The following is a 21,466-nucleotide window of genomic DNA, read 5'->3' as shown; positions in this document are numbered from 1 at the left end:
ACTATAATCCGATCGCTGCTTGGGCGAGATTGAGAATATCATCAAAATCAAAATTGTTTGCTTGTTCGAGTAAGGCTGTTGCCAGAGGCGCATGAGTCTCGGGAATTTGCGCTACGAGCTGCGCGATTGTCTCCCCATCGAGTTGTGCCGCTGCTTGCTGTAGGTGTTCGAGCCAGTGGTGGGGCATAATTTGTAAGGATGAAGGATTAAGGACGCACGATGATGCCTCGATCGCTACATCTTGTTTTTCTCCTTCCTCTTTGTAGGTGTAGCGCACGCCAATGTGCTGTGCCATCTTCTCAAACAGTTCTTCGGCACGGAAGGGTTTACGCATAAAATCATCGCACCCCGTCGAAAGTACCACTGCTTTTTCTTCCTCTAACGTGCTAGCAGTTAAGGCAATAATTATCGTTGCTTGCCCTTTGAGGTGCGATTTAATATATTCTGTCGTTTCGTAACCATTCATCACGGGCATCCGCATATCCATCCAAATCAGATGTGGTTCCCAACTCGACCATACCGCGATCGCGTCTTTACCATTTTCGGCTTCGCGCACTTCAAAGCCGATTGGAGTCAGCAGTTTGATGACAATTTGTCGATTTTCTGGGCGATCGTCTACTACTAAAATGCGATACTGCGGTTGTCCTGGTACGAGTCCAATTACCTGTCGCTGCGGTCGCTCCTGGGGAATGCTGCTAGGATCTGCTAGCTGTACGGGAATGGTAAATTCAAACTGCGTCCCGACTCCTATCCGGCTGCTGACAGAAATCTCGCCTCCCATCAGTTGCACGAACTTTTGGCTAATTGCTAAACCCAAACCCGTACCTTGTTGCGATTTGCGCCCAGTTTCCGTTTGAACAAAAGCTTGAAACAACCGCCCTAATTCCTCTGCGGCTATGCCTACGCCTGTATCTTGGACTGTAAAAGTGAGTTGGTAATTGGTAATTGGTAATTGGTAATTGGTAATTGGTAATTGGTAGTTGGTAATTACTCCCCTTCTCCCACTCTCCCCCCTACTCCCTGCTCCCTGCTCGTCGTCCCTGCTCCCTGCTATTACACGCACGGTCACGCTACCATGAGAAGTAAATTTCAGGGCATTGCCAATGAGGTTGATTAAAATTTGACGCAGTTTCTTTTCATCGCTTTTGATGTAGCGCGGTACATCTGGGTGGCGATCGCAGATCAGTTGCAAACCTAAAGAGTCTGCTTTGAGTTGAAACATTTCTTCGACTGCATTCAGCATTAAGTACAGGTCAAATTCCTGTGGATGCAGTGTTAGCCGCCCAGCTTCGATTTTGGACATGTCGAGTACGTCGTTGATCAACGCTAGTAGGTGTTCGCCACTGCGATTGATGATGCTAACGTTCTCCTGCTGTTCTAAAGTGAGGGTGCGACTGCGTTGCATCAGTTGAGCAAAGCCGAGAATGGCGTTGAGGGGAGTACGCAATTCGTGACTCATGTTTGCCAAAAATTCGCTTTTCGCTTGATTTGCCGCTTCTGCCGTTTCTTTTGCTGTTTCCGCCGCGATTTTAGCTTCGTTGAGTTCGCGGGTGCGCTGCTGAACTCGATTTTCTAATTGCTCGAATGAGTCTTTGAGTTGCGCCGCCATCCGGTTGAAGGAGTGGGACAAAGTTTTTAATTCTTTGACAGCAACAACTTTGACTTCTTGGTTCAGATCTCCTGTCGCGATCGCCTCAGAAGCTTGACTCAAACGCCCAATCGGTTGAGCGATCCAACGAGAAGTAACAATTCCCAATATGATTGCTACTAGTAATGCCGAAAAACACAGCAAAATTGTCATGCGCGTGTTGGCATTAATTTGTGCCATGAAATCGGATTCTGGGACGACGACTACAACTAGCCAATCCAAGCCATAGCGATCGCGCCACGGTTGTACGTGCAGGAATTGGCGATCGCCTTTCAGTTGAAAGTTTAATACTTGGCTATTTTGAATTGCTTTAAAGCTGCCAAATTTTTGCTGTAAATATTTGGCTGTAGCTCGAATTAGCGGATTTTGGCTATCTGTTGCACTGATGCGGTGCGTACTCTTATTAACAACTTTGTATGGTTTTTCAGCACCAGAATTAGCAATTAACAGCCCATCTCGCTCGATAATAAAGACTTGTCCTGAAGGGCTAATTTGAATCTTTCGGAGGAAATCGCTGATATCGGACAGCAGCAGATCGACCCCAATCACAGCGACTAGTTTGCGAGCTTTATCGTAGATCGGGTAATTCGCAGAAGCCGCTACATATTCCTCATAGCTGTCTGTCGTATATACCCGCGTCCAAAGCGGTTTGCCTGCCTTTACGGTTTGGGTATACCACACATCAGTCAAAGGTTCGTACTCGACTACTTGTTCTAGTTTGCGCCGATTTCCCTGTTTGTCTGTGGAATAAGTGTAGGATTTAGCTTGAGTACGAGCAGAAATTTCTTCGATTGTCACGTCTTGCCCTTTGATCCAGCGTCCTGCCCCAGCAGACTCGCCGTTTGCAAGAGCATAACCGATATAACTAGGCTTGTCATAAACCTGCATTTGTTGCCAAAAATACTTGCCTGCATCTTGAAAATCTTTCAGGTTGAGTTTCCCCATCTCTATAGCATTGGCATTAAGCTGATTGATTTGATGAGGCATTGCTAGGTAAGCATTGAGATGTTCGTTCACTAACTGGTTGGTTTTCTCGATCAACTGATTAGCCAAATCGTTAACTGCTTGTTGTCCGTTACGCAAAGAAAAGTATCCAGTCAATCCAACAGCGGCAAAAATTTGCAGCACGAATGGCAATATCAACAGGAGACGTAGAGGTACTTCCCGATCGCTTGTGTTTTTTTGGTTGGTTAAAGGTTTTGGCAGCATACTGTAAATTCAACAACTCCACAATAAGCAAACCGTAACGAGCAGAGAATTAGTGCTAATCTAGGCAGCTCAATGGAGATAATTTATTACAGACTGCAAAATAGTCGAACGACATCCGAGTTTTTGCCGATCTTCACTTTTTCTAAATTATTTAAACATAGAGAAGTCAAAAAGGATGTTTGAGGAGCCTCGCTAGATTAGGGCAATGACCGGGTTCAATCTCTAATTTTTCTTTAAATTTTGCTTAACCGAGTATTTTAACATTTAGAGTATTACATGTATCATTAGTTATAATTTTATTTACTTAAAATTTAACTTGAGAATTGCCTGAAATAATGGGTTGTGAAAACGCAAGTTACTACGTCTCTACAACCCATGAAACGACCCTTAACAAAGAGTCAAAATCAAATTCAATCGCGATTATTGCCACAAATTAATTCAGATAGCCTTCAATCAACTGGCGATATTGACTCTTTTGCTTTACGCCTTTGACTTCGCTCAGCAGTTCCTTATCCTTAAAGAATTGGATAGTCGGCGTTCCCGTAACTTGAGCGTTCTCGGCAATATCAGGATCTGCTTGAATGTCAATTTCGACAAAGTGAATTTTGCCGTCAAACTCATCGACAACTTTATTCAGAATCGGTTTGAGCGTGTGGCAAGGACCGCATCCAGGCGAGACATATTTCACCATCAACAGGCGATCGCTATCATGAAATAGTTTGCGTAAAGCATAGCCACCATAATGCCGCGTCTGAGCGAGATCGAATTCTTCTGGGGTGGCGGCTTGCTTGGCTTGATGTTCCAGTTCGTTATTGGGAGTCTCTGGTTTTTGGTGGAATTCTTGAATCAATCCATTCACCGACAGCCACCGCTCTGCTAGCATTGCTCCCATACAACCGCTACCAGCAGCCGTAATTGCTTGACGATATTCGTGGTCTTGCACGTCTCCAGCCGCGAATACTCCTTCGACACTGGTTTCTACCGAACCGTGCTTGGTGACAATGTATCCTACATCATCTAATTCCAGTTGACCTTTAAATAAAGATGTGTTGGGATTGTGACCGATCGCATAGAATAAACCCCGTACTTCTAGCTTACTTTCTTCGCCTGTTTTGTTGTTACGGATCAGCAAGCCTTCCATGTGCTTTTCGTTGCCAAACACATCTACCGCTTCCGTATTCCAGTGAACGGTAATTTTGGGATTATTCAAAACCCGGTCTTGCATCGCCTTACTAGCACGCATTTTGTCACCCCGCACCAACATATGTACCTCGTCGCCATATTTGGTCAGGTAGATCGATTCTTCAGCGGCGGAGTCACCAGCACCAATCACGGCTAATTTCGCTCTGTGGAAAATCGGTGTAGCGCCATCGCAGATCGCACATGCTGATATACCTCGGCTCCAAAACTGGTGTTCATCCGGCAGTCCCAAACGCTTTGCAGTAGCTCCAGTCGCAATGACGATGCTATTCGTCTTAAATTCCCGCTCCTCAGAACGGACGGTAAACGGACGCTGCGACAAGTCAACTGCAATTACGTCCTCGGTGTATAACTCAGCTCCCCAGCGTTCTGCTTGAGCCTTCATCCGATCCATTAGTTCCGGTCCTGTAATTCCTTCTGGAAAACCAGGAAAGTTTTCTACTTCTGTCGTCGTCATCAGCTGTCCGCCAGGTAAGCCCCCTGCTTGGAAGCCTTCAAAGACAACAGGTTTGAGGTTTGCCCGCGCTGCATATATAGCTGCCGTGTATCCAGCGGGTCCAGAGCCAATAATCACTAAGTTCTCAACAGCAGGATTGGTCATAGGGGAATATATAAACTCATAACGACTACGTTTTTGTTATTATAACAGAGCTATTGAGAAGTCAAAAGTCGTAAGGACGGGTTTCGATCGAAAATTTTCACTTAAGGTTGTCAACCTATTTGCGCGCACCCGCCCGTACAAAAGTCAAAGTCGTAGGGGCGAGTTTTTTGAAGAACCTCTGGCAGAACAGATAATTCTGCGGTTAAACCCGCCCTTACCGAAGTCATATCATGTCTGTTCAAACAGCCATATCACCGTAGGGGCGGGTTTTAACAGAGATCTTCATACATAATACAGAAGATCTCAATAAACCCGCCCTGACAGAATTTACGGTCAATAACCGGACGTGATATCAGGAAAAAAGACAACAGAGACAAGGAAGTAGGAAAGGTTCAGGGGCTTCAGGAGAGTTCACCAATTACCAATTACCAATTACCAATTTGCCACTACTCACTTCAGAAACTCCAACACTGCTGCATTCACTGCCTGGTTTGCACCAGCTGAGGCATCATGACCGCAATTGGGAAGAATTTTTAATTGAGCGTTAGGGATGCGCGATCGCAGTTTCTCACCATCGCTACACGGAAACCAGCTATCTTGTTTTCCCCATAAAATTAGGGTGGGACATTTAATTTTGTGTAGATAATTTTGAATTTTAGTAATTAAGCTTGGTTTTTTTGCCTGCAAGTGTTCGATTTCTGCTGCTGCAATTTGTAAGTCTTCCGCAACTTTGGCGATCGTCCCAGGAAATTCTACAAACGGATAGGTCAGCCAATAGACATCTTCGTCCGTCAATATTGAGGGATCGTATAGTACAGATCGCCGCTCTAATCGCATTAATTCCCGCATGATGGGGGCAAAAAAATATGGAAACCGAGTTGAATCGATCGCTTTGACTATTTCTGTTGGTAATTGCGACAGCAACCACATACCCCAATGCGGTAGGCGTTCGGGAAAGATTGGGACATTAACAACAATTAATTTTTCGATCAGTTGAGGATAAGCAAGCGCCAGCCCCAAACTCACTAATGCACCCAGCGACTCTGCAACGATGATGGCTGGTTCGTTGCACAAGCCGCTAATAATCCGCGATAGCTCGATCAATTGGTGATCGTGTCTTTCTTTACGTAGTGGCTTTTCCGAAAACCCGTAACCTTTGGCATCGAAACAAATCACGCGAAAGTATTTCGATAAGGGTTCGACGCTATAACGCCAGTTGTAACTCCAACTGCCAATTCCATGAATTAAAAATAGTGGCTTACCCGTGCCTTTCTCTCCGTAAGATATAGAAACTGGGTAGCCATTCGCATCGATAATTTTTAATGTTTGTCTCCCCTGGGGAAATGTCGCCTGCCACCAGTCCTTCATTCCTGTCTTAAAACCTCAATTAGCTAGTCACTGCATTTAAGAGCAGTTTAAAAACTAGCACACTCAAGGTCACTAAACCTATACCAATAATTAAGAACCCTACTACCAGTAGAAACATCAACCAGCGATTGGCAGGCTTACTAGTATTTGTTACCCCCAAATGTGTCTCTATTAGCTCCAGATTCTTAACGTTGGCTTTCCAGGCAAAGTCAAACCAATCACCCACCACTGGGACAGTACCAACTACGCTTTCTAACAGAATATTACTCACCATTTTTCCCAATGTCTCTTTGGGAAGTCCCAAGCGCACGGCTTCCAGTACGATATATGCCGAAAGCGCCGTGCCGATAAAATCTCCCGCTCCTGGTAGCAATCCTAAAATGGGGTCTAAACCAATGCGAAACTTCGTCCCTGGAATTGCGATCGCATTATCCATTAGGTGTGTTAGCTTACGCAAGCGTTGAATAATAGCAAGCCTGGGATGATTTGTCACAACAGGAATTGGCGAAGTCCGAGACATAATGAGGGGTGAGGAGTTAGGGGCTAGGGACTAGGGAAAATAACTCGATTATTGACTGCAAATTGAACTTTGGCACAAAGGCTATTACTGTCAATCTAAACATAGCTGAATACACTATGGGTTGTACCTATAGCCATATTTACCTAGCAATAGGGTGTGAAATGTGGGTATTGCCACTTACTACTGCTGTAGGGACGGGTTTACCTGAAATCTCGGTTACAAACAAAGTTTTTTGGTGAACCCGCCCCTACAACCATCAACCAATTACTAACAACTAACAACTAACCCCTTGCTTTTGGGCTTGAGCTTGAATGGCATAATCGCGGAATCTTTCCATGTTGGCTTGCAGCGTCGATTCGACTGCACGACCTAAAAATAGGCTATCCATAATTTTTCCTAAAATTCCTGGAAAGGCATAGGCAACGCTGAGCTTAACAATGGTACTGTTGTGGCGATCGTAAAACCGAATTGCGCCTTGATTGGGCAGACCATCCACAGATTCCCATTGAATAATTTGATTTGGTACTTTCTTCAAAATGCGCGAATGCCAGTCGAACTGCAATCCCCCCGTATTTAAATGCCAGCGTGACAAATCAGGGTTATCCTCCAGCACTTTTACCGACTCAATCCACTTCATCCAACGCGGCATCTGCTCTAGATCTGACCACAATTCCCATACTTGGTCAACGGGAACTGGCACTTCAACCTGTACGCTATGCTCTAACCAATCTGGCATTGACTTTTCCTCTGGTTGTTTAGTGTCTATGCAGTATCGCTCGAAGCTACTACCGCGCCTGCGTCTACCTATACAGCCGACAACTCACCTTGGCTGGCTAGTTTTTCACTTGCCAGAATTGCTTTCGCTGCCAATCGCCCCGAAAGTGTTGCCCCTTCCATACTATCGATGTAGTCTTGCTGGGTGTAGCTCCCCGCTAGGAAGAAATTTGCTACTGGCGTAGTTTGATAAGGGCGATACGGTTCCATCCCTGGTGCTTCGCGATAGAGAGACTGCGCTAACTTGACGACGCTATGCCAAGTCATATTTAACTCCCGCGACGAGGGGAATAGTTCGTGGACTTGCTTGAGGACGTGTTGAGCGATCGCCTCGTTACTTTCTTTAATGAAAGGATCGCCTGGTGTCAGTACCAGTTGCAATAAAGAACCCTGTCCCTCGCGGTAATAATCTGTCGGGCTAGTTAAAGCCAAGTCTGCAAAACAAGAAAAGTCGGCATCCGGTGTATACAGTAAATTATCGATGCCTGCGGCTTGCTGCAATTGCTGGCGTTTTTGAGCGTCTTGCAGTTCTGTCACCCAACCATCAAACCGCAATTGTACCGTTGCAACTGGTACTGCTTCTAACTTATAAATGTTGTCAAATTGCGACCATTGCCGCCATGCCGCAGGTAAGAGCCGTTGAATTCCCGGGACATCGCAAGCACAGACATAGGCATCGGCAGTAATTGTTTCTTCTGTCTCGCCACTAGCAACAACTATGCCCGTGACGCTGGTTTCTCCCCTGTCTTGGGCAAATTGAATTTCTCTGACTCGCCGCCGCGTGAAAATTTTGACCTGCCTATCCTCTAAATACTTCACAATTGGTTTGTGCAAAAACTCATCCGGCGAACCTTCCAACATCCGCAACACCGAAGCCTCGCTTCTAGCAGCAAACATTTGGAAAATTGTCAACATGCAACGAGCAGAAATATGCTCGCAGTCGATAAAACCTAAAGCATAGGCAATTGGGTTCCACATCCGCTTGATGCTACCATTGCTGCCACCCTGACGGCGGAACCAGTCAGCAAAACTGATGTTGTCGAGGCTGCGGATTGTTTTCATTGCCCCCTCAAAGTCGATTAAACCCCGCACGATGGGGCTAGTACCGAGGGCGATCGCATTTTGCACTTTATCTTGTAGTGACAGCTGCGAAGTCGTGAAAAAGGCTTTTAATCCATTAAATGGCGCACCTGTAATAAAGCGAAAATCTAACGCTCCGGTGCGTCCGCCTTTATTAATAAAATTATGGACGTGTTCTTTTCGCAGTAGGTGTTCAAATGCCCCTACCTGCTTCATTAATTCAAATAGCTGGTAATAATTGCCAAAAAAGACGTGCAACCCCATCTCAACATGGTTACCATCGGGATCTATCCAACTCCCAACTTTTCCACCTACAAAGGGGCGAGACTCATAAATCTCTACTTCCCAGCCAGCATCCGCCAACGTGACGGCAGTTGCTAGCCCAGCCAGCCCCGCACCGACAATCGCAACCCGCATGTGTTATTACCCGCTCAGTTTCTTTACGTATATTAACAGGGAGTGGGAGTCGGGAGTCGGGGGACAAGGGGGACAAGGGGGACAAGGGGGATAAGGGGGACAAGGGGGATAAGGGGGACAAGGGGGACAAGGGGGACAAGGAGGACAAGGGGGACAAGGGGGACAAGGGGACGAGGAGAAGTTAATATCTTCTTCCCCTGCTCCCAGCTCGTCCCTGCTCCCTAATAACTGACAACTGGTAACTGTCGCTACGCCCAAAAAGTGGCGATCGCAGTAATCTGGGATTAAAATCTGTGAAGCAAGTATTGGCAAAGGTACAGATCTTTGCTTAATGACGCAACAAAGCTCTGTAGGTAGTAAAAGTAGAGAAAATTTAGCATCTAACTTATGGTAGAACCTATGAAAACTCCTCATAAAGTTGTCATCGTTGGTGGCGGCTTTGCTGGGCTGTATGCAGCCAAAGCATTAGGAAAAAGTGGTTTCGATGTCACTCTAGTGGATAAGCGGAATTTTCATCTGTTTCAACCCCTGCTCTATCAAGTTGCTACGGGGACTCTCTCCCCAGCCGATATTTCGTCGCCGTTGCGGGCGATTTTGAATCGACAAAAAAACACTAGAGTGCTGATGGGCGAAGTCATCGATCTCGATCCTCAACAGCAAAAAATTATTTTGCGGAATGGCGAATTAGCCTACGATAGCCTGATTGTCGCGACTGGGGTAAGTCACCATTATTTCGGTAACGATAACTGGGCAGAAGTTGCACCAGGACTCAAAACTGTAGAAGATGCTTTAGAAATGCGACGGCGGATTTTTCTAGCTTTTGAAGCAGCGGAAAAGGAAACCGATCCAGAAAAACGTCGTGCTTGGTTGACTTTTGCGATCGCGGGCGGGGGACCAACGGGAGTAGAATTAGCTGGGGCGATCGCGGAGCTTGCTTACAGTACGTTAAAGCGCGATTTTCGCAATATAGACACCAAAGAAACCCAAATCTTGCTGATAGAGGGTATGGATCGCATCCTACCACCCTACGATCCAAAGTTATCGGCTCAAGCGGCGCACTCTTTAGAGCGATTGGGCGTAACGATCAAAACTAAGACTTTAGTTACGAACGTCACCGAGGATGCTGTGACGATTCGTCAAGGTGAGAATATTGAATCCATTCCTGCGCGGACGGTTTTATGGGCAGCGGGTGTGAAGGCTTCATCGATGGGAGAAGCGATCGCCCAACGCACGGGGGCGCAACTCGATCGGGCGGGACGAGTCATTGTCGAACCCGATCTAAGTCTGGCTAACTATTCCAATATTTTCATCATTGGCGATTTGGCGAATTATTCGCACCAAGATGACAAACCTTTACCAGGAGTCGCACCCGTAGCCATGCAAGAAGGGCAATATGTAGCAGAACTGATCCAACGCAGGCTTCAGGGACAAGCTGTCACTCCTTTCCGCTACGTTGATATCGCCAGCCTAGCGGTGATCGGACGCAATGCCGCAGTCGTAGATTTACGTTTCGTCAAGTTCTCAGGTCTTTTTGCTTGGTTAATTTGGCTGTTCGTGCATATTTACTACCTGATTGAATTTGACAATAAGTTGGTAGTAATTTTCCAGTGGGGCTGGAACTATTTCACCCGCAAGCGAGGAGCGAGGTTAATTACTGGCGAAGAATCATTACTTCAGTTAGGGATTGATGAAAACGGTGATTATTACGCGCCGTCAGGCGATCGCGCGAACGTAGTTACTACTCACACCTAGTTAAGTTATCGGCTTGATAGTTTGTCATTAGTCATTCGTCATTTGTCATTGGTACGCCCAAAGAAATATTGACAACTGACTAATGATTCATTAGTTATTGGTAAGTCTACAAATGATAAACGAGAAGTCGTAAGTCGTAACTAAGAACACTAATCATTCACAAATGACAAATGACTCAATTATTAGCAAGATTGCTGGCAACGCAGCCAAACATAAACTTCTTGACTTCTTTGGGAATTTTGCCAGTTGCTCTGTACTTTTTTTCTAGTTTAGAAAACTGTTCGAGATCGTAGTCGTCTTGAATGCGATCGAGGACGCAAGCACAGACTTGTTTTTTACCACTTTTTTCCGTGCATTCCTGCATAAAACTTTGTACGACTTCTGCCGGGTATGCATTGGTATTTGCTTCAGCTCGAACCAATGTAGGAAAGAAAAAAGTGGCAGTAGAGAGAAGTGTGTATGTGAGTTGCTTTCCAGTCAGCATTTTCCGTTTAAGTTCAAAAAAATTTCATGAAGCAGACAAATCAAACATAATTTATCCGCACATTTTCTGGGTCAGAAAAATTACTGAAATTAAGATATTCTTAATTGGGAGCCAGCGATCGTTAAGTATTAATAGGTAAGTGTAAACAAATAATACAAGTTAAAAACCCTGATAAAAATCTCGCAATTTGGCGATCGGCTGTGTCAAGATGAAAAGCTACAGATTTATCAGTTATTAGTGGCTAGTGGCTGGTGACTAGTGGCTAGAATTACTCCCCCTATCCCTTGTTCGACTTACGACTTTCAACTTTTTTACCATTGCAGATTTTGACTCAGTAAGGCTGTTGCTGCTTCCCCATCTACAGCAGGAGAGAAAAAGTAGCCTTGTGCGTATTCGGACTGTAAAGCTCGCAGTCGGGTAAGTTGTGTTGCGGTTTCTACTCCTTCGGCTGTCACCTCTAGTTCGAGCTGGCGAGCGAGAGTGAGGATAGTTTCCACAAGGGGGACGTTGTCAGCGTTTTCAATTTGTGCCACAAAGGAGCGATCGACCTTTAAACCGTGAATCGGAAAGTGATAGAGCCGCCCTAGAGATGAGTATCCCGTGCCAAAGTCATCGATCCATAATTGCACGCCTAAATTTCGTAACTGCCAGAGGAGATCGGGTGCGGCTCCGGCTCCATCCATAATTGCGCCTTCAGTAATCTCTAGGTGCAAGCATTCGGCACTTAATTCTGTATCCTGTAAAGCTTGCTGTACTTGCTGGCTGAGCTGGGGTTGACTGAACTGCTTGCCAGAAATATTTACACTCATCGTTAAAGGTGCGATCGCAGGAAATTGCCTTTGCCACTGAGCTAATTGAGCGCAAGCCGTGTAGAGTACCCACTGACAGATGCGGTTAATCAGTCCCGCCTCCTCTGCGGCGTGGATAAATTGGCTGGGGTTTTGCAAACCGTATTGGGGATGTTGCCAGCGAATCAAAGCCTCAAAACCGACAATTCTACCTGTAGCTAGCGAGATAATTGGTTGATAGTACAGGCGAAACTCTTGTCGTTCCACAGCATTTCTTAGATCTGTTTCCAATTGCAACAGTGCTACTGCCCTAGCGTGCATGTCAGGGTTAAATATCTGATAGCCTGACGTTCCCTGGCTTTTGGCGCGATACATGGCAAGATCGGCATCTCGCAGCACGTCTTCGGAGTTTTCATAACCAGTGGTACTTAAGGCAATACCAATACTGGCAGCGGTGAAAACTTCCTGTCCGTCTAAATGAAACGGCACAGCAAGCGCAGTATTGACTCGTTCGGCAACGCGAATTGCATCGCTAACATCGGTAATATCCTCGATCAGAATTGTAAATTCGTCTCCCCCGAGCCGCGCTACCGTATCTATAGGACGCAGACATTCTTTAAGGCGATCGCCGATCGCCATGAGTAAGCGATCGCCCAGTAAATGCCCTAAACTATCGTTAATGACTTTAAAGCGGTCTAAATCTAGAAACAAAACGGCGAAAAAATCTTCTGGATGCCTTTTGTGATGCTCGATCGCTAATTGCAAGCGATCCATAAACAGCACGCGATTGGGTAATCCCGTGAGCGGATCGTGAAACGCATTCTGCCGCAATTGTTCTTCTACTTGTTTCAATTGGGTAATGTCGCGGCAAATCGTATTCAGTCCTACAGGTGTCCCTATTGCATCTAAAATTAATTTGCTGCGTTCGCGAATCCAAAACACCGAGCCATCTTTACGCACTTTTCGCAGTTCGATTTCGCTCGTCGTCACTCTGTCGCGAAACATGCTCTCCATCCACTGCTGCGCCCAAGGAAGATCGGCTTCGTAAACTGTCATCCAAGCCGAACTACCAATTAGTTCTTCTTGGCTATAGCCTAAATACTCAGCACTAAACTGATTTGCCGATTGGATTGTGCCATCAGGTGTCAGGGAAAAATAGGCATCGGGAGCCAGCTCGAATAATTCTTGATATCGCTTTTCACTTTCTCGTATTGCTTCAACTCTGGCGATTTCTGCTCTGAGTTGTTGACCAAAAAAAGAAGCCAAGCCACCCAATAATAAGATCGCCAAAGTTGCAACACCAATCGTAATTGCCAGCACGTAGTTATCAATGCCAGCAGGCATCGTGCTTAATTTTTGGACGCTGGGATAGAAATCGACTCCCGCCATCGCCAGGTAGTGCATTCCATCAATCGCAGTTCCCGCTAAGATGGCACTTCCCAGCTTGCGCCAACTCTCAGCCGGAACCAGAACTTTAGCAGCCGGATGAAATGTCAGCCACAAGCCACAAAAGGACAGACCAACCGCACACAAATTGGAAAAAGCAACGAACCGCAGATCGTAGATTGGTTCTGCTGCTACCAACATCCCCTGCATAGCAATGTAATGCATCCCAATAGCGGCAAGCCCGACAAAAAAACTGCCAGACGCTAACAACAGCCATTTCAACGGTAGGCGACTGACGAGGAACAGCCCCAAACCAGCAAATGCGATCGCCACTACCATTGACAGTAAAACGATTTCAAAGTTGTAAGAGATGGGAATTGGTAATTGATAGGCAAGCATGGCAACAAAATGCATTGCCCAGACACTAATTCCTAAAGCGATCGCGCCGCCAACCGTCCAAAATTTCCGTGCAATTCCCTGCGCATAAATAACTTGTCCCACCAAATCTAGCGCTGTGTAAGCACCAAAAATCGCGATCGCTAGCGAAAGAAAAACCACCCGCAGATCGTAGGTGGCGCTTAAGGCTCTACTTATCTGAATTATTTCCCGATCTACCATACTTGCTGCTGAGATTTTGGCAGCAGAAAATCCTGCCGTAGGCTAATTTCTCTCAGCTTGCCATTTAAGTACAGAGTTTTTCTCCCTCAAAAAGTATGATTTTTAACGACTATCCTACAGATTGATGCAGAACTGGAATCAAAAACTGCGTCAATGTAAATGCATCGACTCCGATTTGAGTTCTTTCTCGTTCTGCTAAAATGCCAGCTTGGGAGTGCCACCATGCCGCACACGCCGCGATCGCATCTACTGAGATATGTTGTGCGGTTGCCTGGGCGAGCAGTCCCCCCAGTAATCCAGTTAAAACATCGCCACTCCCACCCCGTGCTAATGCAGGCGTACTCTCAGGATTAAGCCAGACTTGACCTGATGGATTGGCGATCGCCGTTCTCGCTCCCTTGAGCAATACTACTGCTTTGCTCGTCTGCGCTGCTTCTCGTACAGCACTAACGCGGTCTTGCATCGGGCTAGGAGCATCGGGAAATAAGCGCTTAAACTCTCCTGCATGAGGTGTGAGGACGGTTGGAGACGATCGCCGCGATAACTTTTGCGTCCCCAAAATGGCAAGAATATTCAACCCGTCTGCATCTAGAACTAGGGGACAATCGTTGTTTAAAACTCCTTGGATAATCGGCGTGGCTTCTAAAGTCAGACCGGGACCGCAGGCAATAGCTTGAAATGATTCTAAATCGGTTCCTTCTGGTAAATCGAGCTGGGCGATCGCGCCGTTATCGGTTTCGGGACAACCTACAACTAATGCTTCAGGAAGTTGCGCGTTCAGCAGGGGTTTGAGCGATTCAGGCACGGCGATCGACAGCATTCCGACACCACTTGCTCTAGCACCTAAAGCCGTTAGTAATGCACCGCCAGCATAGCGTCGCGAACCGCAGATGAGTAGTAAATGCCCTTGTTTGTACTTGTGGGTGACAGGCGGACGAGTCAGGGGAAGAGTGGCGATCGCCAAGTCACTCGTCACGCGCTTGACTTTAGGCGCTTCCAAAACAGCGTGTATATCTGCTACGGGAATATCAAAATCGAGCAGTTCTGCCGTACCGATATACTCTAATGCTCGATCTTGTAATAATCCTTGCTTCCACAATCCCAAACAAAAAGTTCGCGTTGCTTTAACTGCTTTTCCTAGCACTTCTCCTGTATCTGTATGCAACCCAGAAGGGAGATCGATGCTGAGAATAGGCATAGACCAGCGGTCGAGTTGGTGAATATCTGAGGCGATAGGCTCGGTGATTTGGCGTTCCATGCCAAACCCAAATAAGCCATCGATTAACAAGTCACAATCTTGCAAGGCAGCGATCGCCTCAAAATGTGGAATGCCCAAACTCTTAACATACTGTGCGTGTTGGTCGGTTAATTCTTTCAATTTGGCGATCGGACGGTAAACGAGAACTTCATACCCTTGAAAATGTAGCTCTCGCGCCACCACCAACGCATCACCACCGTTATGTCCTGGTCCTACTAGCACGCCGACCCGCCGTATCTGCGGATAGGGATACAATGTCTGCACTCGTCGGGCGATCGCGCCCCCTACTTTTTCCATCAAAGCTGCTACTGGCATTCCCGCAGCAAATATCCGCGCCTCAATCTGGCGCATCTGCTCAGCCGTAACTACGACTTGCTCAATTTGTTTGCGTCTAGATCGTTCTGGTAGCAAAGCTCAAATCCAAAGCTTACTTTATCTAGACTACCAGCCTTATCGAGCTACAGCTTAACGCTTGAGTCATAAAGCTTGAGGCGATCGGTTTTTCGGGTCGTGCTGCGATCGCATATCAGCAGCAACTACAGCAATCCAAATTGATTTGCAAACGTTTTCCGTGTAGAGACGTTACATGTAACATCTCTACACGGGCAATCGATTTCACGATTCATCTAGGAGCGCTATATATGCAGTCCAGGATGATTGAAAGCAATTGCGTGAGGAACGCTATAGTAGCAGCAGTCTCATTACCAGGACAGATTGTATGTATTCAGTCATGGGTACTGTGAATATGACCTTTCCCCTTTGGGGTTTAGTAATTTTCATCGTATGGACGATCGCTGTCGTTGTCTCTTTGATTGTTGTTAGAATTCGACATCTCTCTGCTGGTGGTTCTGTCAAAGATTTCGCCACACCAAATGATGAAAGCTTGCTTTGGCGCTTATATCGGGTACAAGCTAACTTGGTGGAGAACCTACCTTTATATTTAGGAGTTGTGTTTCTGCTCACAGTTCGAGGCGTATTTGGAACAGCGGTAGATTCACTTGTTGTCGCATACATCGGATTTCGGCTAGCACACTCACTGATTCACATAGCTGGCTTAAATCCGTTGTATCGAGTTTTCTGTTTAGGCATTCAGTTTGTTTGCTTGGTCGCCTTAATTGTACTAGCAGTTTTCTAGGTTATTAATTCAATTATTAACTATTGTCCGTAATAAACTCGCGCCCTTCTCAGTCCTGAAGCTCGTAAATAGCGCCGCCAATTTTCGGCTTGTTCTTTTGCCAAAAATGGTCCCACTCTTACGTGAGTGCGCGGTTCTTGGCGCTGGCTAATTCTGACTGGCATTCCCATTCTTAGCTGTTGTATTCGCTGTTCTATCGCACCTAATTTGTCTTGTTTAGCAGGAATGACGACAAAATAAAATTTACCTGTAAAATCTGTATCTTCTCCAGTTGAAAGATTGACAATTCGCGCATCAATGCCTTGAGATTCTAGGGCGATCGCTAGTTTTTGGGCGTTGGCAGTTTGTTGAAATATTCCTGCCTGAATCACGTTTCTTTGTTGATACTGGCGCACGAATGCCGATGGCTCAAACTGTTTGATTCGTTGTAGCGTCAATGCATTCGGATTATTTACGTAAACCAAGTAATTCGTTGTGCGAGGAGTAGGTACGGGATTTACTGGTAAAGGCTTAACTGATGCGGGGTTAGCTGGTGCAGAAGAGGGAGCTTGAAAGTCGAGTTCGCGGGGAGTGAAATTAGAATTAGAAATTCGGAATGCGGAATTCGGAATTGTTTTTTTGTTTTCAGCTATGGGTTGCGTTTCAGTGGCGTTAGCAACTACTGCCAACCATGTTCCTACCAATAGAGTTACGACTGGCGCGATCGCCATGTTCCTACTAATATCTAAATTAAAAAATTTGGTTATTATGGAAGATTGAATTCGCCGCTTCATCGTAGCTAGCCTTGTGCTTTAAGTCGAGTAGTTATTGAATATAAAACAATTTTCGCTGCATTCCCACCCACAACGCTGAAAATTAGCATTTAGGCTAAGTACAAGCAACAAAAATATAAAAAAAAATTAACCCACCCTCACTCTTACCCCCAGAGCATTTATGCGGAAACTTTTTCTGGATTCATGCTGCTGCGATTGAACGTTCAGTAGATACACGGGAAGAATAGGTAATGGGTAATGGGAGTTGGTAATGGGTAGTTGCTCCCTTGTCCCCCTTCGCCCCCTAATCCCCACTCCCTTCGGTCGTGGGGTTCCCGAGTTCCCCTTTGTCCCTCCCTACTCTCTGCTCCCTAATTAAATCATTTTCTCCGGGCGGACGAGGCGATCGAATTCTACTTCGGTGAGGTAGCCTAACTCGACACAGGCTTGGCGTAGCGTAGTGCGATCGCTATATGCTTTTTTCGCCACAGCAGCAGCGCGATCGTAACCGATATGGGGGTTGAGTGCTGTGACTAGCATCAGGGAATTGGTGAGGAAATGCTGAATTTGTTCTCGATTTGGCTCAATACCAACAACTAAATGTTCGGTAAAAGACGAGCAAGCATCGGCTAATAATCGGATGGAGTGCAGCAAGTTGTGTATCATGACAGGCTTGAACACGTTTAGCTCGAAGTTACCTTGAGATCCGGCAACTGCGATCGCGGTGTCGTTTCCCATCACTTGCACGCATACCATCGTCATCGCCTCGCACTGAGTCGGATTGACTTTTCCTGGCATAATTGACGATCCAGGTTCATTCGCAGGTAAAATTAGCTCTCCTAAGCCACACCGGGGACCAGAACCCAACCAGCGCAGATCGTTGGCAATTTTCATTAACGAAGTTGCTAGGGTTTTCAACGTCCCGCTAGCAGCAACGATCGCATCGTGAGCCGCTAAAGCGGCAAATTTATTTGGGGCAGAGATAAATGGTAATTGGGTGCGATCGCTAATTTTCGCCGCGACGCGATCGGCAAATTCTGGATGTGTATTCAAACCCGTACCTACTGCCGTACCCCCAATTGCTAATTCATATAAATCTGGTAATGCAGCTTGAATGCGGTTTAAGTCTTTATCTAATTGAGCGATATAGCCAGAAAATTCTTGTCCTAAAGTCAAAGGTACGGCATCCATCAAGTGAGTGCGACCGATTTTGACAATCTCCTGAAATTCCTCAGATTTAGCTGCCAATGCGTCTCGCAGTTTCTTGACCATTGGTAGCAGTCGATGGTAAATCTCTTCAGCTGCGGCAATATGCATTGCTGTGGGAAACGTATCGTTGGAAGATTGGGACATATTTACATGGTCGTTGGGGTGAATTGGCTTTTTACTGCCCAAAACTCCCCCAGCTAGCTCGATCGCTCGATTGGCAATAACTTCATTTGCATTCATGTTGGTTTGAGTGCCGCTGCCCGTCTGCCAAATTCGTAACGGAAAATGGTCGTCTAGCTTGCCAGAAATTACCTCTTCTGCGGCTTGCACGATTAAACTCGCTTTATCTTCCGGTAGTTGTCCCAACTCTTGATTGACAACCGCCGCCGCTTGTTTCAAAACTCCGATCGCCCGAATCATTTCCCGTGGCATGGTATCGTTGCCAATGGCGAAGTAAATTAGCGATCGCTGGGTTTGTGCGCCCCAGTAGCGATCGCTCGGTACTTCAATCGTCCCCATACTATCGGTTTCAGTCCGAGTGCCGATTTGAGCAGTCATGGGTTCCATTAGCATTTATTCCTTAATTCACCACATCCTACATCCTATGGCACTCCAATTCGCAATTGTATAAACCATACGAACATGGTTTATACAATATCTAGAGGGGCGCACGGCTGTGCGCCCCTACTACTTAAATAATCGATCGCACCACTCCCCCCTCAACTCGCAAGGCTGCGCCGTTAATAGCAGACGCTAAGGGACTGGCTACGAAAGCAACTAAAGCCGCAACTTCCTCCGGCGTGGCGAAGCGTTTAATTAGGGAAGAAGGGCGAGTCTTCTCGAAAAACTCTTTTTCTACCTGGCTCGGATCGATATTGCCAGACTGCGCCATGTCTTGCACGAAAGTTTCTACCCCTTCTGACTTGGTGGGACCAGCCAGGATAGAATTTACCGTAACGTTACTACCAACTGTAGTTTCTGCCATTCCTCGCGCCAAGGCAAGTTGAGCGGTTTTGGTTACGCCATAATGGATCATTTCAGCGGGAATATTCACAGATGATTCGCTGGAGATAAAAATAATCCGTCCCCAGTTTTGTTGCAGCATCAGCGGTAAGTAATGCCGCGATAACCGCACGCCACTCATGAGGTTAGTTTCGATAATTTCCATCCAATCTACATCTGTGATTTCGCCAAATTCCTTGGCTTGATAAATTCCCAGATTATTCACCAAAATGTCTACGACTGGTACTTGCTGAAACGTTAACTCAGCACCAACTGCGGTAGATAAATCTGCCGTGACACCTTGTAGTTTTGCTTCTGGATAAATCTGCCTAATTTTATCCATCGCACTCCCAACTCGTTCTGGTTTTCTGCCATTAATCGCTACTGTTGCCCCCTCTTGGGCTAAAATCGTCGCGATCGCCAAGCCGATTCCAGCAGTAGAACCACTAATTAGGGCGATTTTGTCCGTTAGTTGAAGATCCATTCGATCGCTCCTTACAGATTAAGGTCTAATCAAGCGATGCATATCTAAAGACGGTGGTGAAATTGTAGTCTGTGTCACCATGTCGTGAATCTGTCCTCGGTGGTGAGTTTGATGGTTGAAAAAGTGAGCGACTAATAAATTGACTGGATCTGCACAAGTTTTTCCAGCATTGTTTACATACTCGATCGTCCCGTGCAAAAACTCCGCAGTTAGATTGGCAACAAAGGTTTCAATCTGCTCATCTTCTACTCTACGTGCCGTCCACAATTCCTCATAATCTTCGTAAAGAATTGCATCGAGCATAGTTGATGGTATTTGCTTGCCTGCAAATCTTGTCAGCCAAATGCGGTCGCCTACTAAAATATGATTGAGCGTGCCATGAATGCTCTTAAAAAATGCAGGTCGATTTTGCTTGCGTTCCGTATCGCTTAACTGAGAACAAACTTGATACAATTTGTGATTTGCCAAACTGTTATAGCGGGCAAGCATTTGAAAGTGTTCGACAAGCATATTAGTTTTGAAGGGAGCTGGGGAATTGTAGGGGCGAGTTTAGCGAGCGGCTTTACTACTAGCAGAGATTTTCGGTGAACCCGCCCGTATAGGAATTTAGAATTGGATACAAATTTTGCCGAAGTGAGAGCCGCTTTCCATATATTTCAAAGCTTCTCGTGCTTCAGAAAAAGGAAAGACACGATCTACAATTGGTTTGATTTGATGTAGCGTAATTGCTTGATTCATGGCTTCAAACATCTCTCGCGAACCAACATAAATTCCCTGCACGCACACGCTTTTCATTAACATCGATACCGTGCTAATCTCGCCACTACCACCGCTGAGAACGCCGATTAAACTTATTTGTCCGCCTATACGTACAGCCCGTAAAGATTCGTTTAGAGTTCCCGATCCGCCAACTTCTACAACTAGATCGACACCCTCACCACCAGTTAATTCTCTGGCGGTTTTGCCCCATTGAGGAGATTGTTTGTAATTAATTGTTTCTGAAGCCCCTAATTGCTTGACTTTTTCCAACTTTTCATCGCTGCTGGAGGTAGCAATAACTCGCGCCCCTGCAATTTTGGCAAACTGAAGGGCAAAAATCGAAACTCCGCCCGTACCTTGTACGAGTACTGTCTCGCCTGCTTTGAGGTTACCGGAGTGAAATAGGGCATTCCAAGCAGTGACGGCGGCGCAGGGTAAAGCAGATGCTTCTGCGTCTGTGAGGTGTGCTGGAACGTGTACTAAGCCATCTTCGTGCAATACTACATATTCTGCCAGCATTCCGTCTCTGGCTCCACCCAAAGCCGAGTTGGTTTTTGCTGCGGTTAGTTTTCCGGCGATCCAATTTTGGAAGAAAATACCCGCCACGCGATCGCCCACTTTTACCCGCGTCACTCCTTCCCCGACTGCTACAACTTCTCCCGCGCCATCAGAAAAGGGAATTAGAGGTAAAGGTATGTTGGGATTGTACAGTCCTTTAACCACCATCAGATCGCGGTAATTCAGGGATACTGCCCGGATTTTGATTAATACTTGTCCGTAACTGGGGCTAGCATCTGGACGTTCTGCAATGTTTAGAGAGTCTAAACCGAAGGAATTCTGAATTTCGTATAGCTTCATGCTAATTCTCCATCTGGTTCTGGCTGTAGAGACGTTACATGTAACGTCTCTACATAGTAAAAAAATTGGTTGCAGATCTAGCATTAGCTAGGATGGAAAAAATAGATAGCTAGTTTGATTGCTTATATTGTCAAATTTGAAACAGTGGCGATCGCAATATTTTT

General features: G+C 46.1%; 18 protein-coding genes. 3 read left to right on the top strand and 15 right to left on the bottom strand.

Features of this window, described 5'->3' with window-relative positions:
- Window position 1: 1 nt before the first annotated feature.
- The 6 genes from CHRO_RS07975 to zds form a co-directional block, all read right to left on the bottom strand.
- Window positions 2-2,857, bottom strand: a complete 2,856-nt coding sequence (locus tag CHRO_RS07975; RefSeq protein WP_015153694.1) for a hybrid sensor histidine kinase/response regulator — start codon at window positions 2,855-2,857, stop codon at window positions 2-4.
- 433 nt (window positions 2,858-3,290) lie between these two features.
- Window positions 3,291-4,658 carry a thioredoxin-disulfide reductase gene (gene trxB, locus CHRO_RS07970; protein WP_015153693.1) on the bottom strand — a complete coding sequence of 456 codons (1,368 nt, stop codon included), beginning with the start codon at window positions 4,656-4,658 and terminating at the stop codon, window positions 3,291-3,293.
- A gap of 450 nt (window positions 4,659-5,108) precedes the next feature.
- Window positions 5,109-6,026, bottom strand: coding sequence for an alpha/beta fold hydrolase (locus CHRO_RS07965; RefSeq protein WP_015153692.1), 918 nt, complete (start codon window positions 6,024-6,026; stop codon window positions 5,109-5,111).
- Window positions 6,027-6,045: 19 nt separating this feature from the next.
- Entirely contained in the window at window positions 6,046-6,546 is a 501-nt protein-coding gene (locus CHRO_RS07960; RefSeq protein ID WP_015153691.1) for a DUF4112 domain-containing protein, read from the bottom strand.
- Window positions 6,547-6,820: 274 nt separating this feature from the next.
- The gene (locus tag CHRO_RS07955) at window positions 6,821-7,282 is read right to left on the bottom strand and encodes an SRPBCC family protein (protein WP_015153690.1); all 462 of its coding nucleotides are present in this window, start codon (window positions 7,280-7,282) and stop codon (window positions 6,821-6,823) included.
- A gap of 68 nt (window positions 7,283-7,350) precedes the next feature.
- On the bottom strand, window positions 7,351-8,817 hold the full coding sequence (gene zds / locus CHRO_RS07950; RefSeq protein WP_015153689.1) for a 9,9'-di-cis-zeta-carotene desaturase: 1,467 nt from the start codon (window positions 8,815-8,817) through the stop codon (window positions 7,351-7,353).
- A gap of 42 nt (window positions 8,818-8,859) precedes the next feature.
- On the opposite strand from zds, the gene CHRO_RS31830 reads away from it, so the two are divergent.
- Both CHRO_RS31830 and CHRO_RS07945 read left to right on the top strand, forming a co-directional pair.
- Window positions 8,860-9,042, top strand: coding sequence for a hypothetical protein (locus tag CHRO_RS31830; protein ID WP_181824297.1), 183 nt, complete (start codon window positions 8,860-8,862; stop codon window positions 9,040-9,042).
- Between the two features lie 174 nt (window positions 9,043-9,216).
- Entirely contained in the window at window positions 9,217-10,569 is a 1,353-nt protein-coding gene (locus tag CHRO_RS07945; protein ID WP_219336109.1) for an NAD(P)/FAD-dependent oxidoreductase, read from the top strand.
- A gap of 175 nt (window positions 10,570-10,744) precedes the next feature.
- On the opposite strand, the gene CHRO_RS07940 is transcribed toward CHRO_RS07945, so the two are convergent.
- The 3 genes from CHRO_RS07940 to CHRO_RS07930 form a co-directional block, all read right to left on the bottom strand.
- Window positions 10,745-11,053: a hypothetical protein gene (locus tag CHRO_RS07940; protein WP_015153687.1), complete on the bottom strand. Its 309-nt coding sequence runs from the start codon at window positions 11,051-11,053 to the stop codon at window positions 10,745-10,747.
- 311 nt (window positions 11,054-11,364) lie between these two features.
- Window positions 11,365-13,845, bottom strand: a complete 2,481-nt coding sequence (locus CHRO_RS07935; RefSeq protein WP_015153686.1) for an EAL domain-containing protein — start codon at window positions 13,843-13,845, stop codon at window positions 11,365-11,367.
- A 109-nt stretch (window positions 13,846-13,954) separates the two neighbouring features.
- Window positions 13,955-15,514 carry a bifunctional ADP-dependent NAD(P)H-hydrate dehydratase/NAD(P)H-hydrate epimerase gene (locus tag CHRO_RS07930; protein ID WP_015153685.1) on the bottom strand — a complete coding sequence of 520 codons (1,560 nt, stop codon included), beginning with the start codon at window positions 15,512-15,514 and terminating at the stop codon, window positions 13,955-13,957.
- A 334-nt stretch (window positions 15,515-15,848) separates the two neighbouring features.
- Between CHRO_RS07930 and CHRO_RS07925 the strand changes: the two genes are divergently transcribed.
- The gene (locus CHRO_RS07925; RefSeq protein WP_219336108.1) at window positions 15,849-16,238 is read left to right on the top strand and encodes an MAPEG family protein; all 390 of its coding nucleotides are present in this window, start codon (window positions 15,849-15,851) and stop codon (window positions 16,236-16,238) included.
- A gap of 20 nt (window positions 16,239-16,258) precedes the next feature.
- Here the strand turns inward: CHRO_RS07925 and CHRO_RS29495 are convergent, their stop codons facing one another.
- From CHRO_RS29495 to CHRO_RS07900, 6 genes are all read right to left on the bottom strand, one after another.
- Window positions 16,259-17,011, bottom strand: coding sequence for an SPOR domain-containing protein (locus CHRO_RS29495; protein WP_127023436.1), 753 nt, complete (start codon window positions 17,009-17,011; stop codon window positions 16,259-16,261).
- A gap of 126 nt (window positions 17,012-17,137) precedes the next feature.
- The gene (locus CHRO_RS31825; protein WP_181824296.1) at window positions 17,138-17,305 is read right to left on the bottom strand and encodes a hypothetical protein; all 168 of its coding nucleotides are present in this window, start codon (window positions 17,303-17,305) and stop codon (window positions 17,138-17,140) included.
- A gap of 60 nt (window positions 17,306-17,365) precedes the next feature.
- On the bottom strand, window positions 17,366-18,766 hold the full coding sequence (gene fumC / locus CHRO_RS07915; RefSeq protein WP_015153682.1) for a class II fumarate hydratase: 1,401 nt from the start codon (window positions 18,764-18,766) through the stop codon (window positions 17,366-17,368).
- Between the two features lie 124 nt (window positions 18,767-18,890).
- Entirely contained in the window at window positions 18,891-19,685 is a 795-nt protein-coding gene (locus tag CHRO_RS07910) for an SDR family NAD(P)-dependent oxidoreductase (protein WP_015153681.1), read from the bottom strand.
- Between the two features lie 18 nt (window positions 19,686-19,703).
- Window positions 19,704-20,195 carry a DinB family protein gene (locus tag CHRO_RS07905; protein ID WP_015153680.1) on the bottom strand — a complete coding sequence of 164 codons (492 nt, stop codon included), beginning with the start codon at window positions 20,193-20,195 and terminating at the stop codon, window positions 19,704-19,706.
- Between the two features lie 96 nt (window positions 20,196-20,291).
- Window positions 20,292-21,302, bottom strand: coding sequence for a zinc-dependent alcohol dehydrogenase family protein (locus CHRO_RS07900; RefSeq protein ID WP_015153679.1), 1,011 nt, complete (start codon window positions 21,300-21,302; stop codon window positions 20,292-20,294).
- Window positions 21,303-21,466: the final 164 nt, after the last annotated feature.

The sequence above is a fragment of the Chroococcidiopsis thermalis PCC 7203 genome, from assembly GCF_000317125.1.
GTDB lineage: Bacteria > Cyanobacteriota > Cyanobacteriia > Cyanobacteriales > Chroococcidiopsidaceae > Chroococcidiopsis > Chroococcidiopsis thermalis.
This window is presented reverse-complemented; position numbering and strand designations above follow the sequence as displayed.

Bases quoted from the DNA above. Each gene is read 5' to 3' on its own strand.
- CHRO_RS29495 (WP_127023436.1), bottom strand. From the start codon at position 17,011: ATGAAGCGGCGAATTCAATCTTCCATAATAACCAAATTTTTTAATTTA.
- CHRO_RS07965 (WP_015153692.1), bottom strand. From the start codon at position 6,026: ATGAAGGACTGGTGGCAGGCGACATTTCCCCAGGGGAGACAAACATTA.
- CHRO_RS07975 (WP_015153694.1), bottom strand. From the start codon at position 2,857: ATGCTGCCAAAACCTTTAACCAACCAAAAAAACACAAGCGATCGGGAA.
- CHRO_RS07905 (WP_015153680.1), bottom strand. From the start codon at position 20,195: ATGCTTGTCGAACACTTTCAAATGCTTGCCCGCTATAACAGTTTGGCA.
- CHRO_RS07945 (WP_219336109.1), top strand. From the start codon at position 9,217: ATGAAAACTCCTCATAAAGTTGTCATCGTTGGTGGCGGCTTTGCTGGG.
- fumC (WP_015153682.1), bottom strand. From the start codon at position 18,766: ATGGAACCCATGACTGCTCAAATCGGCACTCGGACTGAAACCGATAGT.
- CHRO_RS07940 (WP_015153687.1), bottom strand. From the start codon at position 11,053: ATGCTGACTGGAAAGCAACTCACATACACACTTCTCTCTACTGCCACT.
- CHRO_RS07960 (WP_015153691.1), bottom strand. From the start codon at position 6,546: ATGTCTCGGACTTCGCCAATTCCTGTTGTGACAAATCATCCCAGGCTT.
- trxB (WP_015153693.1), bottom strand. From the start codon at position 4,658: ATGACCAATCCTGCTGTTGAGAACTTAGTGATTATTGGCTCTGGACCC.
- zds (WP_015153689.1), bottom strand. From the start codon at position 8,817: ATGCGGGTTGCGATTGTCGGTGCGGGGCTGGCTGGGCTAGCAACTGCC.
- CHRO_RS07935 (WP_015153686.1), bottom strand. From the start codon at position 13,845: ATGGTAGATCGGGAAATAATTCAGATAAGTAGAGCCTTAAGCGCCACC.
- CHRO_RS07955 (WP_015153690.1), bottom strand. From the start codon at position 7,282: ATGCCAGATTGGTTAGAGCATAGCGTACAGGTTGAAGTGCCAGTTCCC.
- CHRO_RS07900 (WP_015153679.1), bottom strand. From the start codon at position 21,302: ATGAAGCTATACGAAATTCAGAATTCCTTCGGTTTAGACTCTCTAAAC.
- CHRO_RS07925 (WP_219336108.1), top strand. From the start codon at position 15,849: ATGACCTTTCCCCTTTGGGGTTTAGTAATTTTCATCGTATGGACGATC.
- CHRO_RS07910 (WP_015153681.1), bottom strand. From the start codon at position 19,685: ATGGATCTTCAACTAACGGACAAAATCGCCCTAATTAGTGGTTCTACT.